The sequence below is a fragment of the Bradyrhizobium sp. SZCCHNR1093 genome, assembly GCF_032381175.1.
Classification (GTDB): domain Bacteria; phylum Pseudomonadota; class Alphaproteobacteria; order Rhizobiales; family Xanthobacteraceae; genus Bradyrhizobium.
The window spans coordinates 196,145-210,851 of sequence record NZ_JAUHJJ010000005.1 but is presented as its reverse complement, the minus strand read 5'-3'; the positions used below and the strand labels follow the sequence as shown (position 1 = coordinate 210,851).

General features: G+C 66.8%; 12 protein-coding genes. 10 read left to right on the top strand and 2 right to left on the bottom strand.

The genetic code is table 11. The annotated features are described in order from the left end of the window. The first annotated feature begins 98 nt into the window (after nucleotides 1–98). Nucleotides 99–1,328: an amidohydrolase family protein gene (locus QX070_RS18845; RefSeq protein ID WP_315738493.1), complete on the top strand. Its 1,230-nt coding sequence runs from the start codon at nucleotides 99–101 to the stop codon at nucleotides 1,326–1,328. Nucleotides 1,329–1,355: 27 nt separating this feature from the next. Next, complete coding sequence (locus QX070_RS18840) at nucleotides 1,356–2,282, top strand: N-carbamoyl-D-amino-acid hydrolase (protein WP_315738492.1); 927 nt, start codon at nucleotides 1,356–1,358, stop codon at nucleotides 2,280–2,282. A gap of 261 nt (nucleotides 2,283–2,543) precedes the next feature. Here the strand turns inward: QX070_RS18840 and QX070_RS18835 are convergent, their stop codons facing one another. Continuing rightward, the gene (locus tag QX070_RS18835; RefSeq protein WP_315738491.1) at nucleotides 2,544–3,203 is read right to left on the bottom strand and encodes an aspartate/glutamate racemase family protein; all 660 of its coding nucleotides are present in this window, start codon (nucleotides 3,201–3,203) and stop codon (nucleotides 2,544–2,546) included. 128 nt (nucleotides 3,204–3,331) lie between these two features. On the opposite strand from QX070_RS18835, the gene hydA reads away from it, so the two are divergent. The 3 genes from hydA to QX070_RS18820 all read left to right on the top strand — a co-directional run bounded on the left by hydA (nucleotide 3,332) and on the right by QX070_RS18820 (nucleotide 6,735). Further along, nucleotides 3,332–4,801: a dihydropyrimidinase gene (gene hydA / locus QX070_RS18830; protein ID WP_315738490.1), complete on the top strand. Its 1,470-nt coding sequence runs from the start codon at nucleotides 3,332–3,334 to the stop codon at nucleotides 4,799–4,801. A gap of 199 nt (nucleotides 4,802–5,000) precedes the next feature. Then, nucleotides 5,001–5,972 (top strand): NAD(P)-dependent oxidoreductase, encoded by a 972-nt coding sequence (locus QX070_RS18825; protein WP_315738489.1) that lies wholly within the window; start codon nucleotides 5,001–5,003, stop codon nucleotides 5,970–5,972. Between the two features lies 1 nt (nucleotide 5,973). Continuing rightward, nucleotides 5,974–6,735, top strand: a complete 762-nt coding sequence (locus QX070_RS18820) for an SDR family oxidoreductase (RefSeq protein WP_315738488.1) — start codon at nucleotides 5,974–5,976, stop codon at nucleotides 6,733–6,735. A 1-nt stretch (nucleotide 6,736) separates the two neighbouring features. On the opposite strand, the gene QX070_RS18815 is transcribed toward QX070_RS18820, so the two are convergent. After that, nucleotides 6,737–7,633, bottom strand: coding sequence for a LysR family transcriptional regulator (locus QX070_RS18815; protein WP_315738487.1), 897 nt, complete (start codon nucleotides 7,631–7,633; stop codon nucleotides 6,737–6,739). Between the two features lie 210 nt (nucleotides 7,634–7,843). Here QX070_RS18815 and QX070_RS18810 point away from each other — a divergent pair, with 210 nt between their 5' ends. The 5 genes from QX070_RS18810 to nikE all read left to right on the top strand — a co-directional run bounded on the left by QX070_RS18810 (nucleotide 7,844) and on the right by nikE (nucleotide 14,614). Further along, complete coding sequence (locus QX070_RS18810) at nucleotides 7,844–9,259, top strand: NAD(P)/FAD-dependent oxidoreductase (RefSeq protein ID WP_315738486.1); 1,416 nt, start codon at nucleotides 7,844–7,846, stop codon at nucleotides 9,257–9,259. Nucleotides 9,260–9,372: 113 nt separating this feature from the next. Further along, entirely contained in the window at nucleotides 9,373–10,992 is a 1,620-nt protein-coding gene (locus QX070_RS18805; RefSeq protein WP_315738485.1) for an ABC transporter substrate-binding protein, read from the top strand. Between the two features lie 18 nt (nucleotides 10,993–11,010). Beyond that, complete coding sequence (locus QX070_RS18800) at nucleotides 11,011–12,042, top strand: ABC transporter permease (RefSeq protein ID WP_315738484.1); 1,032 nt, start codon at nucleotides 11,011–11,013, stop codon at nucleotides 12,040–12,042. Nucleotides 12,043–12,044: 2 nt separating this feature from the next. Beyond that, nucleotides 12,045–12,905, top strand: a complete 861-nt coding sequence (locus tag QX070_RS18795) for an ABC transporter permease (RefSeq protein WP_315738483.1) — start codon at nucleotides 12,045–12,047, stop codon at nucleotides 12,903–12,905. A gap of 47 nt (nucleotides 12,906–12,952) precedes the next feature. Continuing rightward, a complete protein-coding gene (gene nikE, locus QX070_RS18790; protein ID WP_315738482.1) occupies nucleotides 12,953–14,614 on the top strand; it encodes an ABC transporter ATP-binding protein in 1,662 nt (553 codons plus the stop codon). The last annotated feature ends 93 nt before the right edge of the window (nucleotides 14,615–14,707 follow it).

Below are 14,707 nucleotides of genomic sequence, written 5' to 3'. Positions count from 1 at the left end.
GCTGGCCGCGCGTTGCGGCGGACGGGCCTTGGCATGGTGCTTGCCTTTTCGCGGCCGGGCCGCCAGCTTGGCGCGCGTATGGAATCCCTGGCGGCAGCATGGACCTGATCATTCGCAACGCGGTGCTGGCGCAGCAGGGCGAACTGCGCCGCGCCGATATCGGAATTTCCGATGGTGTCATCGCTGCGATCGCGCCGTCGCTGCCAGCCGACGGCGCGGAGCGCGACGCGGAGAATTGCCTCGTCGTTCCCGGCTTCATCGAGACGCACATCCATCTCGACAAGACTTGCATCCTCGACCGCTGCACCATCCGCGACGGGACAGTCGCCGAGGCGGTGCGCGAGACCGCGGCCGCGAAGCGCAACTTCACCGCTGATGATGTCTACGCGCGAGCGAAGCAGACGGTGGAGCGCTGCGTCAGCCATGGCACGATGCGCATGCGCACCCATGTCGAGCTCGATCCCGGCATCGGCTTCATCGGTTTCGAGGCGATCCGGCGGCTCGCAAAGGACTATGCCTGGGCGCTCGATCTCGAGATCTGCGTATTTCCGCAGGAAGGTCTCACCAATTATCCCGGCACCGAGGAGCTGCTGATCGAAGGCCTGCGCCGCGGCGCGCGAACCATCGGCGCCGCCCCGTATTTCGACACCGACCCGCCGGCGCAGATCGACCGCATCTTCGCGATCGCGCGCGAGCACGACGTCGACATCGACATGCATCTCGATCTCGCCGAGACGCTCGATCACATGCAGATCGAATATGTCTGCCGCAAGACCGAGGAATATGGCTGGGGCGGCCGCGTCGCCGTCGGTCACGTCACGCAGCTGTCGCTGCTGCCGCCGCAGCGCTTCAAAGCCATCGCTGCGCAATTGGCCAATGCCGGGGTCGCCGTCACCGTGCTGCCCTCGACCGACCTGCATCTGATGGGTCGCCGGCAGGATCATGCTATCCCACGCGGCGTGGTCCCCCTGGAGCCGCTACGCGCTGCGGGCGTGACCTGCTCGCTTTCGACCAACAACGTGCTCAACCCGTTCACGCCCTATGGCGACGGCTCGCTGATCCGCATGGCCAATCTCTATGCCAATGTCTGTCACGTCTCGCGTCCCGATCATCTGGCCGGCTGCCTCGACATGGTGACGCATGATGCGGCGAAGCTGATGCGTCTCGCCGACTATGGCATCAGGGTCGGCGCGCCGGCCGATCTGGTCTGCATCGATGCGTCGACGCCGACCGAGACGGTGGCGACCCTGGCGCAGCCGCTATGGGGCCTCAAGCGCGGCCGCCCATCGTTCTCGCGGACGCGGCCCGTGCTGTATCGGCCGGGGTGACGCCAGAGTTAGAATAGGAGACCAACCATGCGCGTGATCAACGTTGCCGCCGCCCAGATGGGGCCGATTCAGCGCGCCGACAGCCGCGAGGCGGTGGTGGCGCGCATGATCGCACTGCTGGACGAGGCCAAGCGCCGGGGGGCCGATCTCATCGTCTATCCAGAGCTGGCGCTGACGACGTTCTTTCCGCGCTGGTACATGGAGAATCAGGTGGAGGTCGATAGCTGGTTCGAGCTGATGATGCCGAACGCCGCCGTGCAGCCGCTGTTCGATCGCGCTGCGCAGCATGGTATGGCGATGTATCTCGGCTATGCCGAGCTGACGCCGGATGGGCACCACTACAACACCGCCATCCTCACGGATCGCAGCAGCACCATCGTCGGCAAGTACCGCAAGGTGCATCTGCCCGGCCACGAGGAGTTCGAGCCCGCGCGCAGCCACCAGCATCTGGAGAAGCGCTATTTCGAGCCGGGCGATCTCGGCTTTCCGGTGTGGCGCAATCTCGGCGGCATCATCGGCATGGCGATCTGTAACGACCGCCGCTGGCCGGAGACCTATCGCGTGATGGGGCTGCAGGATGTCGAGATGGTGCTGATCGGCTACAACACGCCGTCGGTGAACTCGTTGAAGAGCGCGGAAGGACTGCAGCAGCGGCTGTTCCACAATCGCCTGTCAGCGCAGGCCGGCGCCTATCAGAACTCGTGCTGGGTGGTGGCGGTGGCCAAGGCCGGCGTCGAGGACGGCCATCCGCTGATCGGCGGCAGCCTGATCGTCAATCCAGATGGCGAGATCGTCGCCGAGGCCAAGACCGAGGGCGACGAGGTGCTGGTGGCGCCATGCGATCTCGATGCGACGCGGTTCGGCAAGCAGACGATCTTCGACTTCGCGCGGCATCGCCGGATCGAGCATTACGGACTGATCACCAGCCGCACGGGCGCGGTGCCGCCGGAGTGAGGCGGCAGATTGGGACGGACTAGGCTGCTGGCGCGCGCGTTGTCAGGCACGAGCGGCGCTACCGAAACGGCGTCGTCCCGGCGAACGCCGTGACCCATACCGCGGAAGCTATCGATGAGCGGAATTGGCAGTTGCCTGCCACATGGTGGCCGGTGGTTATGGGTCCCGGCTTAAGGCGGGGACGACAGCGGAGGGCGACGCAGCCAGTCGGGCAGACCCGAGCGTTGCGTCCCCCCCCCCGAGGAATACTGAACACTCCACTCACCGCGCAAACGCCACCGCGCCCAGCGCCATGGTCACCGCGGCCTGGGTCGGATCGATCACGGGAATGCCCAGCGCATCCTCCAGATTCTTCCGGTGCCGCGCCATGCCGGCGCAGCCCATGACGATCGCGGCGGCACCGTCCTCGTCCTTCAGGGCCCGGCCGACGGCGATCATCTTCGCCAGGGTGCCTTCGCCCGACGCCGTCTCGGCCACGGTCATGTCGAGCGGCCGCTCCGCGGCGAGCCGGTCCATCAGTCCCATCTGGCGGAGATAGCGGAGGTGGCGACGGATCGAGCGCTGCGCGATCGCGAGCACCCCGAACGTGTCGGCGCGAGTGAGCGCAGTCAGCACGCCGCATTCGGCGATGCCGAGCACCGGGCGTGTCGTCGCTTCGCGGCAGACATGCAGGCCGGGGTCGCTGTAGCAGGCAATCACGAAGGCGCTCGATGCATTGTCGCTCTCGACGAAGCGCCGCAGCGGCAAGGTGACGCTGTCGGCGTCCTTCTGGCTCTCGATGCCGTAGGGACCTTCCTTCAAAGTCTCGCAGATGATCTCCGGTCCCTCCGCAAACATCAGCGGCTGCAGCGCAGCGGTGAGACCGTCGGTGACCACCTGGTTGGAGTTCGGATTGATCACGGTGATGCGCGGGCGGGACATGGGAGCTACCTGCTTCTTCAGTGTTGACGGCGCGTGACAGGCAACCACTATGCCATGGCTGACGCAATGGGGCCGATGCGGTCGTCTCGCGTCCACGGCGTTCCATCTGGCAGAACTAGGAGATCGCGATGACCGAGCCGGCCTATGACCTGATCATCCGGGGAGGGCGCGTCGCCACCACCACCGACACGTTCGAGGCCGACGTCGCGATATCAGGCGAAACCATCGCGGCGATCGGCCGCGGGCTCGGCCCGGCCAAGCGCGAGATCGATGCGCGCGGCAAGTATGTGCTGCCCGGCGGCGTCGACAGCCATTGCCATATCGAGCAGCTCTCGGCGGCAGGGATCGTCAATGCCGACACGTTCGAGAGCGCCACCACGTCGGCCGCCTTCGGTGGCACCACGTCCGTGATCTCCTTCGCGGCCCAGCATGTCGGCATGCAGTTGCCGCAGGTGGTCGAGGACTATCACGCGCTGGCGCGCAAGGGGGCCGTGATCGACTACGCGTTCCACATGATCGTCGCCGATCCGACCAGGGAGACGCTGGAGCGCGATCTGCCGGCGCTGATCCGCCAGGGCCACGGCTCGATCAAGATCTTCATGACGTACGACCGGCTCAAGATCGACGACGAGCCGCTGCTCGACATTCTCGTCGCCGCGCGCGAAGGCGGCGCCATGCTGTGCGCGCACGCCGAGAACCATGGCATCATCTCCTGGATGGTGAAGCGGCTGCTGTCGCGCGGCTACACCGCGCCGAAATATCACGCCATCAGCCACGCCCGCTTCTCCGAGGCCGAAGCGTTCAACCGGCTGATCGGCATGGCCGCCCTCGTCGATCAGCCGATCATGATCTTCCACGTCTCGACCGCGGAAGGCGCCAAGGTGATCCGGGATGCGCGCGGGCAGGGGCTGAAGGTGTTTGCTGAGACGTGCCCGCAATATCTGTTCATGACGGCTGATGATCTCGACAAGCCCGGCATCGAGGGTGCGAAGTGGATGTGCAGTCCGCCCCCGCGCCGCGCGCCCGATCAGGAGGCGCTGTGGCAGGCGCTGTCGCTCGGCGACCTGCAGACGATCTCTTCCGATCACGCGCCGTATCGGTTCGACGAGACCGGCAAGCTGCGCGCCGGCCCCAACCCCAACTTCAAGCAGATCGCCAACGGCCTGCCGGGCCTGGAGCTGCGGCTGCCGCTCTTGTTCGACGCGATGGTGTCGAAGGGGCGGCTGGGCCTCAACAAGTTCGTCGAGCTGACAGCGACGGCGCCGGCCAGGATCTACAATCTGCATCCGAGAAAGGGCGCGATCGCGATCGGCGCCGATGCCGATATCGCGCTGTGGGATCCGGACAAGCACGTCACGATCAGCGATGGCGCCATGCACGACCTCGCCGGCTACACGCCATTTGCGGGGCGCAGCGTGCATGGATGGCCGGTGAGCGTGCTGTCGCGCGGCCGCGTCATCGTTGACGGCGGCAGACTGTCGGCCCAGCCCGGCTCCGGCCAGTTCCTCGCCCGCAGCGGTGGCGAGGCTGCGAAGCCGACGGGGCGCCTGGTCGCGGATATGGACCCGGAGCAGAATTTTGGGGCGAAGCTGCTCTAGGCGCGAAGAGCTGTTGGAGTAGCTGATCATGTCGACGCGGTCGCTCCGCTCTTCGCCGTCATGCCCCGGGCTCGCCCCGGGCATCCACGTGCTTCCCGGGATGCCGCCGGACGTGGATGGCCGGGACGGCGCTAGGCCATGACGTGGGGAGAGAGCTGAACGCCCTTCGTCGATCGCTGTCCACGCGAGGAACTCTTTGATGCATGTCCTGATCTTCGGCGGCGCCGGCTTCGTCGGGCTCAACATTGCGCAAGGCCTGCTGGAGCGCGGCCATGCCGCGACGATCTTTGACGCAGCAGGTTTGCCGGCGGCAGCGCAGCGCGCCCTCGCGCCGTATCGCGAGCGTCTGCACCTGGTGCAGGGCGACGTCACCGATGCGAGCGCCGTCGCGGCCGCCGTCGCCAGCGGCTGCGATGCCGTCGTGCTCGGCGCCGCGATCACTGCCGGGCCCGAGCGCGATGCGGCTGACCCGGAGCGCATCCTCGCGGTCAATCTGCTTGCGCAGGTGCCGATCCTGCAGGCGGCGCGCGGCAGCGGCATCCGCCGCGTCATCAACCTGTCCTCGGCGGCGTCCTATGGCGACAGCGGTCAGCGCTTTGCCGTGCTGGAGGAGACCATGCCGTGCGAGCCGGTATCGCTCTATGCGATCACCAAGTTCGCCTCCGAGCGCGTCGCCGCGCGGCTGTCGGATCTGTGGCAAACCGACGTGATCAGCGTGCGCCTGTCGGCGGTCTTCGGCCCTTTCGAGCGCGCCGGCGGCGTGCGCGACACGCCATCGCCGCAGGCGCTGATCGCGGCCTGTTGCGCGCGCAATGCGCCGGCGCTGCTGAACGAGCCGGGCGACAAGGACTGGGTCTATGCGGTCGACGTCGCCGACGCCGTCTGCCGGTTGCTGGAAGCCGAGAGGCCGCAGCACAGGCTCTACAACATCTCCAGCACAGCCATGTTTACCGCCGAGGCCTGGGGCCGCGCCTTCGCGCAAGGCCGCTCCGGTTTCGTCTGCCGGCTCGCGGAGCAGGGCGAGGCGCCGACGGTGCCGGTGTTTGCTCCGAACCGCGGCCGGCTGTCGACGACGCGACTGGCCGAGGAGTTCGGCTGGCGCGCGCGCTTCGACTGCGCGGCGTCGGCGGAGCATTTCGGCCGCTGGTTCGATCAGCACGGGAGAGATTGAGATGAGGCTCAAGGCGAAGGTCGCGGTCATCACCGGCGGCGGCTCCGGCATCGGCCGCGCCAGCGCCGTCATGTTCGCGCGCGAGGGCGCTTATGTTGCGCTGGTCGACCGCGACGCGGCAGGCGCGGAGGAAACCCTGTTGCTCCTGGCCAAGGCCGGAGGCCAGGGCCGCGTGTATGTCGGCGATGTCGGCGAAGCGGATTTTGCAAAGGCGACGGTCGAGAGCGTGGCAGCCGCGCGCGGCCGGCTGGATGTGCTGATGACCGCGGCCGGCTTCTCCTGCGGCGGCACCGTGGTCACGACCGATCCTATGGATTGGGACGCGGTGTTCCGCGCCAATGTCGGCGGCACCTGGCTGTGGGCCAAGGTCGCGGTGCCGATCATGCAGAAGCAGAAGGCCGGATCGATCATCACCGTGGCGTCGCAGCTTGCGGTCGCCGGCGGCAAAGGCAACAGCGCCTATATCGCCGCCAAGGGCGCGATCATCAGCCTGACCCGCACCATGGCGGTCGACTTCGCCGCCGATGGCATCCGCGTCAATGCGCTGGCGCCGGGCGCGATCGACACGCCGCTGCTGCGCCGGAGCTTTGCGCGCCACGCCGATCCCGAGCCGGTGCGCGAGGCCTCGCGCCAGCGCCACGCCATGAAGCGCTTTGGCGCGGCAGACGAGGTCGCGGCCGCCGCGCTGTTCCTCGCCAGCGACGAGGCGTCGTTCACGACCGGCATCGTGCTGCCGGTCGATGGCGGCTGGCTGGCGGCGTAGCTCAACGCCTCGCAGTGCCGGATTTCCGATCGCGCCCGCGCAAAATGTCCGCAAGCGCGGCCGCGTTGCGAGACAGTGGCTCGAAGCGTGGCGTCAGGAGATACGCGCGCATCGGAATCTTCGGTGCGAGTGGCCGTGCCGCGAGGTCGGGCCAGGCGCGGCCGCGCAGCACGAATTCGTCGACCACGGCAAGGCCCGCGCCGGCGCGGGCCATGGCGCAGGCGTCGGGCGTGTAGCGCACGATCGTGGTCGGCTCCGGGCCGCCGGCGAGGGCCGATGTGACGATGTGGCCATAAGGCGTCTGCCGGCCGAAGCCGACCAGCGGATAGGGCAGCATGTCCTTCGGCCTGATGCTGCGCAGCTTCGCCAGGGCATGATCGGCCGGCATGATCACGTGCAGCGCGCCCTCCGCGATCGTCTCGACCGCGACTGTCGGCTCGTCGACCGGCAGCACGGTGATGCCGAGATCGGCGCGGGCTGTGCCGACGCGGCTGACGATCTCCAGCAGGGTCAGCGACTCGAACTCGACACGCAGGTCGGGAAAGCGGCCGCGCAGCCGCGCCAGCGCCTCCGGCACCATGCTGTGTCCCGCGCTCGGGCTCGCCACCACGCGGATCGTCCCGGTGCCGCCCGCGCGCAACTCGTCGGCGAGATCGTTGATGCGCGCGACGCCGCGATGGACCTGCTCGACCTCGGCGAACAGCCGCCTGGCCTCCGGCGTCGGCTGCACCCGGCCGCTGATGCGCTCGAACAGCTTGAGCTTGAGGCCATCCTCGGTATAGGCCAGCAGCCGGCTGATCGCGGGCTGCGACACGGACAGCAGCCGCGCAGCGCCGCTGATCGAGCCTGTCATCATGATGGCGCGGAACACCTCGATCTGGCGCAGATTGAGCGGCATGCGACCTCTTGTCTCGCTGCGGATGGCTGTCGATTCTAGCTGCCGCTGCCGTCCCATAACAAGCTGTTATGGGCGGCGGACAAATCGGTATGGTCGGCTCCAGGCTCGCTTTGCTAAGTTTCGCTCGCCGGGTGACATGACTGATGGAGAGAGCGTGAGCGACAGCGAGCGTGTCGATCGCGATTGCGCGTGTTTCATCCGGTGGCCGGCATGAGCGCCGGTCTCGCCGCGCTGACGGCCCAGGTCCGCAGCGATCTTGCCAGGATCGCGCATCCCAGCATGCCATGGCTGACGCCTATCATCGGTCCCGATGGCCGACCTGCGCGCGATGTGTTGATCGTCGGCGGCGGCCAATCCGGTCTTGCCACCGCCTTCGCCCTGCTGCGCTCACGCGTCAGCAATATTCTCGTGCTCGACAAGGCCGAAGCTGGCCGCGAAGGACCGTGGCTCAGCTATGCGCGCATGCCGACCCTGCGCAGCCCGAAAGATTTCACCGGACCGGATCTCGACATACCCTGTCTGACCTATCAGGCGTGGCACGAGGCGAAGTTCGGCGGCGAGAGCTGGCGCAATCTTGACCTGATTCCGCGCGAATATTGGGCAGACTATCTCGCCTGGTATCGCGAGGTGCTCGACCTTCCCGTGCGCAACGGCTGCGAGGTCGTCGATATCGCGCCGGCCGCTGATGGACTGCTGCAGGCGACCGTGCGCAGCAAGGATGGTGAGGCGACGATCTACGCGCGCAAGATCGTGCTGGCGACCGGGCAGGAGGGGATGGGCGACTGGAGCATTCCGGAGCCGCTGCGCGATCTGCCCGCAACGCGCGGCGCCCATTCCGGCGCCGAGATCGATTTCGACAGCTTGCGCGGCCGCGGGGTCGCCGTGATCGGCGCCGGTGCCTCGGCGTTCGACAATGCGGCGGCTGCACTCGAAGCCGGTGCGGCGCGCGTCGATCTGCTATGCCGCCGCGCGGAAATCCAACTGATCCAACCCTATCGCTGGTTGACGTTCCGCGGTTTCCTGCGGCATTTCTCCGAACTCGACGACGCCTGGCGCTGGCGTTTCATGCGCGCGGTCCTCGAATTGCGCGAGGGCTTTCCGCAGCACACCTACGATCGGTGCGCTCGTCATGCCGCGTTCCATCTACACGAGGGCGCGCCGATCGTGGCCGCGCGCGAATCGTCCGACGGAGTCGTGCTGCAGACGCCGCAAGGCGACGTCGCGGTCGACTTCGTGATCAGCGCGACGGGCATCTCGATGGACTTCGCAAAGCGTCCGGAGCTGCAGCGCTTTGCCGCCAACATCGCGCGCTGGTGCGATCGCTACACGCCCGATGCCAGCGAGCGCAACGACCGGCTTGGCGCCTTTCCCTATCTCGCCGACGACTATGCGCTGTGCGAGCGTGTGGCTGGCGCAACGCCGTGGATCTGCGACGTCCATGTTTTCGCCATTGCCTCGACGATGAGCTTCGGCGCGTCGGGTTCTTCCATCAATGCAATGACCACAGCGGTGCCGAAGCTCGTGCATGGGCTGACGCGCGGGCTGTTCAAGGCCGACATCGACAAGCATTGGGCCAACTTCCAGGCCTACGATGTGAAGCAGGCCGAGGTGCGCCGTGGCACGTGAATTGCTGCTGCGCTTCCATCTGATGCGCTTCCATCTGATGCGCTTGCGTCGCCGGTGACCGCTGGCAGGGTATTTCAGTCCCGGATTTTGAGACCAATGAGGGAACAAGGGCGATGAGTTTCGAGATGTCCAAACGTTCGTTGTTCGCTGCGACCGCCTTGCTCGCGGTGATGCTGGCTGCGCCATCGGCGCATGCGCAGAGCCGCGCGGAGACTCTGCGCTATGTCACCGGTGCCACCGTCAACACGCTTGATCCGAACATTCCGGGCTCGACGCGCGAGGCCTTCGCGCTGTCGATGTCGAGCTACGACCGGCTGGTGTCGTTCGGTCGCAAGCAGCTCAATGGTAAGTGGGTGTTCGATCTCGACACGATCACCGGCGAGCTCGCTGAATCCTATCAGGTCAGCGCTGACGGTTTGAAGATCACCTTCAAGCTGCGCCCCGACGCCAAGTTCCAGGACGGCTCGCCGGTGACGGCCGAGGACGTCAAATGGTCGCTCGACCGCTGTGTCAGCGCGCCGATCCTCGGCAAGGCGCAACTGCTGACGGGCTCGCTGACGTCGGCCGATCAGTTCAAGGTCATTGATCCCCTGACGTTCGAAGTGACCTTGCCGAAGCCGGACAAGCTGGCGCTGCCGAATCTGGCCACCGTCTATCCGATCATCATCAACTCCAAGCTAGCCAAGGCGCATGTGACCGCTGAAGATCCGTGGGCGCTGAACTGGACCAAAGAGAACGCGGCCGGTAGCGGCGCCTACATCGTCGAGACCTTCAAGCCCGGCGAGCAAGTGATCGCCAAGCGCAACGAGGCCTGGAACCGCGGCACGCCGGACAAGCCGGCGGCGTTCAAGCGCCTGATCATCCAGTCGGTGCCAGAGCCGGCGACGCGCGCCAACCTCGTCGAGCGCGGTGATGCCGATCTGGTCATCGATCTGCAGGCGAGCGACGTGCAGTCGCTGGAAAGCAAGGGCAAGCTGAAGGTGATCTCGACGCCGCAATACAACGCGGTGACCTTCATCTCGATGAACAACACCATTCCGCCGTTCGACAACGTCAATGTGCGTCGCGCCATCGCCTCTGCGCTGCCCTATGACGACATGTTCAAGGCGGCCTTGTTCGGCCGCGGCGCGCCGCTCTACGGCGCGACGTGGGCTGACGGCAAGCCGCCGAGCGGCGGCTATCCGATCCCGCAGCCGATCAAGCTCGATCTGGAAAAGGCCAAGGCCTATCTGAAGGACGCCGGCATGGCGGACGGCTTCTCCACCACCTTCAGCTTCAATGTCGGCCAGGCGGCGACCGCCGAGCCGATGGCCGCGCTGGTCAAGGAATCGCTCGCCAAGATCGGCATCAAGGTGGACATCCAGAAGCTGCCGGATGCGCAGATGTCGACCGCGATCAACGAGAAGAAGCTGCCGTTCTTCACCGAAGGCATCGTCGCCTGGCTGCCCTCGACCGACTACTTCTATCGCAACTTCTACACCGGCAAGCAGCGCTGGAATTATTCCTCGACTGACAATGCCGAGCTGGAGAAGATCGCGCAGGAGGCGCGCTTCGAGGCCGACAAGGCGAAATATGAGGAGCAGGGCAAGGCGCTCAACGCCGTCCATTTCGACCAGATGTTCCAGATCCCGATCTGGCAGGCAGCGCAGGACGCGGTAATGCAGCCGACGGTGGATGGCTATGTCTACCAGTTCACGCGGCAGGTCGATTATCGTAACCTGAGCCGCAAGTAACGGGGACGGCAGATAACCATGGGCACGATCGGCGCAACCTTGGCTCGGGCGGGACGACGCTTCGTCTCGTCGCTGCCGGCGCTGTTCGGCGTCTTGGTGTTCACCTTTCTCTTGATGCGCGTGCTGCCGGGGGACCCGGCCGTGTTCTTTGCCTCCGGTCCCAATGCCGGCCAGGAGGAGATCGAGGTGATCCGCCGGCAGCTCGGGCTCGACAAGCCGCTGCCGAACCAGCTCGCGATCTATCTGTACGACGTCGGCCGCGGCAATCTCGGCCGCTCGATGATGACCGGGCAGGCCGTTGCCAAGGACCTCAAGGAGCGGCTGCCGGCCTCGCTGGAGCTGACGTTGACCGCGTTGCTGATCGCGCTGGTCTCGGCGGTGCCGCTTGGCGTGCTCGCGGCGCTCAGGCCCGGCTCGCTGGTCGATCATGGCGTGCGGCTGTTCTGCTCGCTCGGCGTCTGCGTGCCGACCTTCGTCTCCGGTCTGCTGCTGATCTACGTGTTCTATTATCTGCTCGGCTTCGCGCCGGACCCCACGGGCCGCATCGACATCTTCGCGACTCTGCCGCCGCAGCGGACCGGCTTCCTGATCATCGACTTCCTGCTCGCCGGCGATCTCGAGGGCTGGTGGGCGGCGGCGCGGCAATTGATGCTGCCGGCGCTGACCATGGCGCTGTTCGTGATCGCGCCGCTGGCGCGGATCACCCGCGCCTCGATGCTGGTGTCGCTCGGCAGCGACTTCGTGCGCACCGCGCGCTCGGTCGGGCTGTCGTGGTGGCGCATCGTCGTCACCTATGCGCTGCGCAACGCGATCCTTCCGGTGATCACCATCGCAGGCATCGTATTCTCGACCATGCTCGGCGCCAACGTGCTGGTGGAGAAGGTGTTCTCCTGGCCGGGCGTCGCCTCCTACGCGCTCGATGCGCTGCTGGTGTCGGACTACGCGCCGGTGCAGGGCTTCGTGCTGCTGATGGCGACGATCTTCGTGATCGTCAATCTGCTGGTCGATCTGCTCTATGGCATCGCCGATCCCAGGGCGACGGTGGCGTGAGCATGAGCACGATCGAGACCGCGTCGACCCTGCGCCATACCGCGTTCGTGCTACGCGGCAATCCGGTCACCGCCGTCGCAGCCGGCGGCGCGCTGCTGCTGGCACTGATCGCGATCTTTGCGCCGTGGCTCGCGCCTTACGATCCGGTCGCGTCCGAGGTCTCCGCCGCGCTGCAGCCGCCGAGCGCCGCGCACTGGTTCGGCACCGACCAGCTCGGCCGCGACGTGCTAAGCCGCCTGATCGTCGCAAGCCGGCTCGATCTCACCATCGCGGTGACGGCGGTCGCCGTGTCCTTCGCGCTCGGGTCGGTCGTCGGTGCGCTGTGCGGCTATGCCGGCGGCCGGCTCGACAAGGCGGTCGGCCGTTTCGTCGACGTGCTGATGGCGTTCCCGCTGTTCGTGCTGGCGATGGCGATGGTGGCCGCGCTCGGCAACCGCGTCGAGAACATCGTGATCGCGACCGCGATCATCAATCTGCCGTTCTACATCCGCTTCGCCCGCGCCGAAGTGAACATCCGCCGTAATCTCGGCTGGGTCGAGGCCGCGCGGGCCTGCGGCGAGAGCCACATCGCCGTGGTGCTGCGCTTCCTGCTGCCGAACGTGCTGCCGGCGATGGCGGTGCAGATATCGCTCAATCTCGGCTGGGCCATTCTCAATGCCGCGGGCCTCTCCTTCATCGGCCTCGGCGTCAAGCCGCCGACGCCGGAATGGGGCATCATGGTCGCCGAGGGCGCACGCTTCATCTCCACGGGGCGCTGGTGGCTGGTGGCGTTTCCCGGACTTGCGCTGATGAGCGCGGTGCTGTGCTTCAATCTGCTCGGCGACGGCCTGCGCGACATCCTGGATCCCCGGATGCGCACGTGATGTCTCGTCAGAACCAAGCAGAGCCGGGCGCATCCGAGGATGCGCACGTGACGGCGCCGCTGCTCGAGGTCGAGAACCTCAAGGTGACCTTCTCGACTCGTCGCGGCCTCGTCGAGGCGGTGCGCGGCGTGTCGCTGTCGCTGCAGCCCGGCGAGATGCTGGGCCTTGTCGGCGAGAGCGGCTCCGGCAAATCGGTGACCGGCTTTGCCATCACCCATCTGCTCGACAAGGCCGGCCGCATCACCGACGGCTGCATCCGCTTCAAGGGCCAGGACATCACCCGCGCCGGCGGCGCCGATCTGCGCAGCCTGCATGGCGCAGCCATGGCGATGATCTTCCAGAACCCGCGCGCCGCGCTCAACCCGATCCGCACCGTCGGCCAGCAGATTGCGGATGCGATCCTCGCCCATCGCCGTCTGTCGCGGCAGGAGGCGCAGGCCGAGGCTCTGAGCTTGCTCAAGGCTGTGCAGATCCGCGATCCCGAGCGGCGCATGGGCGCCTATCCGCATGAGCTGTCCGGCGGCATGTGCCAGCGCGTGATGATCGCGATCGCGATCTCCTGCAGTCCGCAGCTCCTGATCGCCGACGAGCCGACCACCGGCCTCGACGTCACCACACAGAAGGTGGTGATGGATCTGCTCGCTCATATCGCCGCCGACCGCGGCATGGCGACGATCCTGATCACGCATGATCTCGGGCTGGCCGCGCGCTACTGCGCGCGCGTCGTGGTGATGGAGCAGGGCAGGCTGGTCGAGCAGGCCGAGCCGCTGACGCTGTTCTATCGCCCGCAGCACCCCTACACCAAGCGTCTGGTCGCGGCATCGCCGACGGCGACCTCGCGCGTCGAGGATCTGGTGCCCGATGGCGAGAGGATTCCGTTGGTCGAGATAAGCGAGCTGCCGCCTCCGCCGCACGGCACGCCGCTGCTGCTCGACGTCAAGAACATCGTCAAGCGCTTCGACGACGGCACCGTTGGGGTGGCCGACTTCTCGATGACGATGCGCGGCGGCGAGAGCGTCGGCCTGGTCGGCGAGAGCGGCTCGGGCAAGAGCACGACCTCGCGCATGATCTGCCGCCTGATCGATCCCAGCGAGGGCGAGATCCTGTTCGACGGGCGGCCGATCGGCCAGATCCCGGCACGCGACTTCCACGCGAGCGAGCTGCGCAAGGACATTCAGATCGTCTTCCAGGATCCGAACGACAGCCTCAATCCGCGCTATACCGCGTTCGACTGCGTCGCTCATCCGTTGTTTCGGCTGATGAACATGCGCAACGGCGACAAGCTGCGCCAGCGCGTGGAGGAATGCGCAGACCGCGTCGGGCTGCCGCGCGAGCTGTTGTCGCGCTTTCCGCACCAGCTTTCCGGCGGCCAGAAGGCGCGCGTCGGCATCGCGCGGGCCATTGCCTGCCGGCCGCGGCTCCTGGTGCTGGACGAGCCGACCGCGGCGCTCGACGTCTCCGTGCAGGCCGTGGTGCTGCAGCTCCTGAACCGTCTTCGGCGCGAGGACAATCTCGCCTTCCTGTTCGTCAGCCACGATCTCAACGTCGTGCGCATGATGTGCGACCGCACCATCGTGCTGCGCACCGGCCTGATCGTCGAGCAGGGCGAGAGCCGGGCGCTGTTCGCCAACCCGCAGACCGACTACACCCGCGAGCTGGTCGAAGCCGTGCCGCACATCGCGCCGCCAGTGGCGCTGGCGCCGGCCTGAACGCACCCATAACAATCGATTATGGACGCCGGACAACTTGGTATTGGGATCGCGATCGGCTGGCCTGTTAGTTTGCGGGCATCGGCCTCTCAA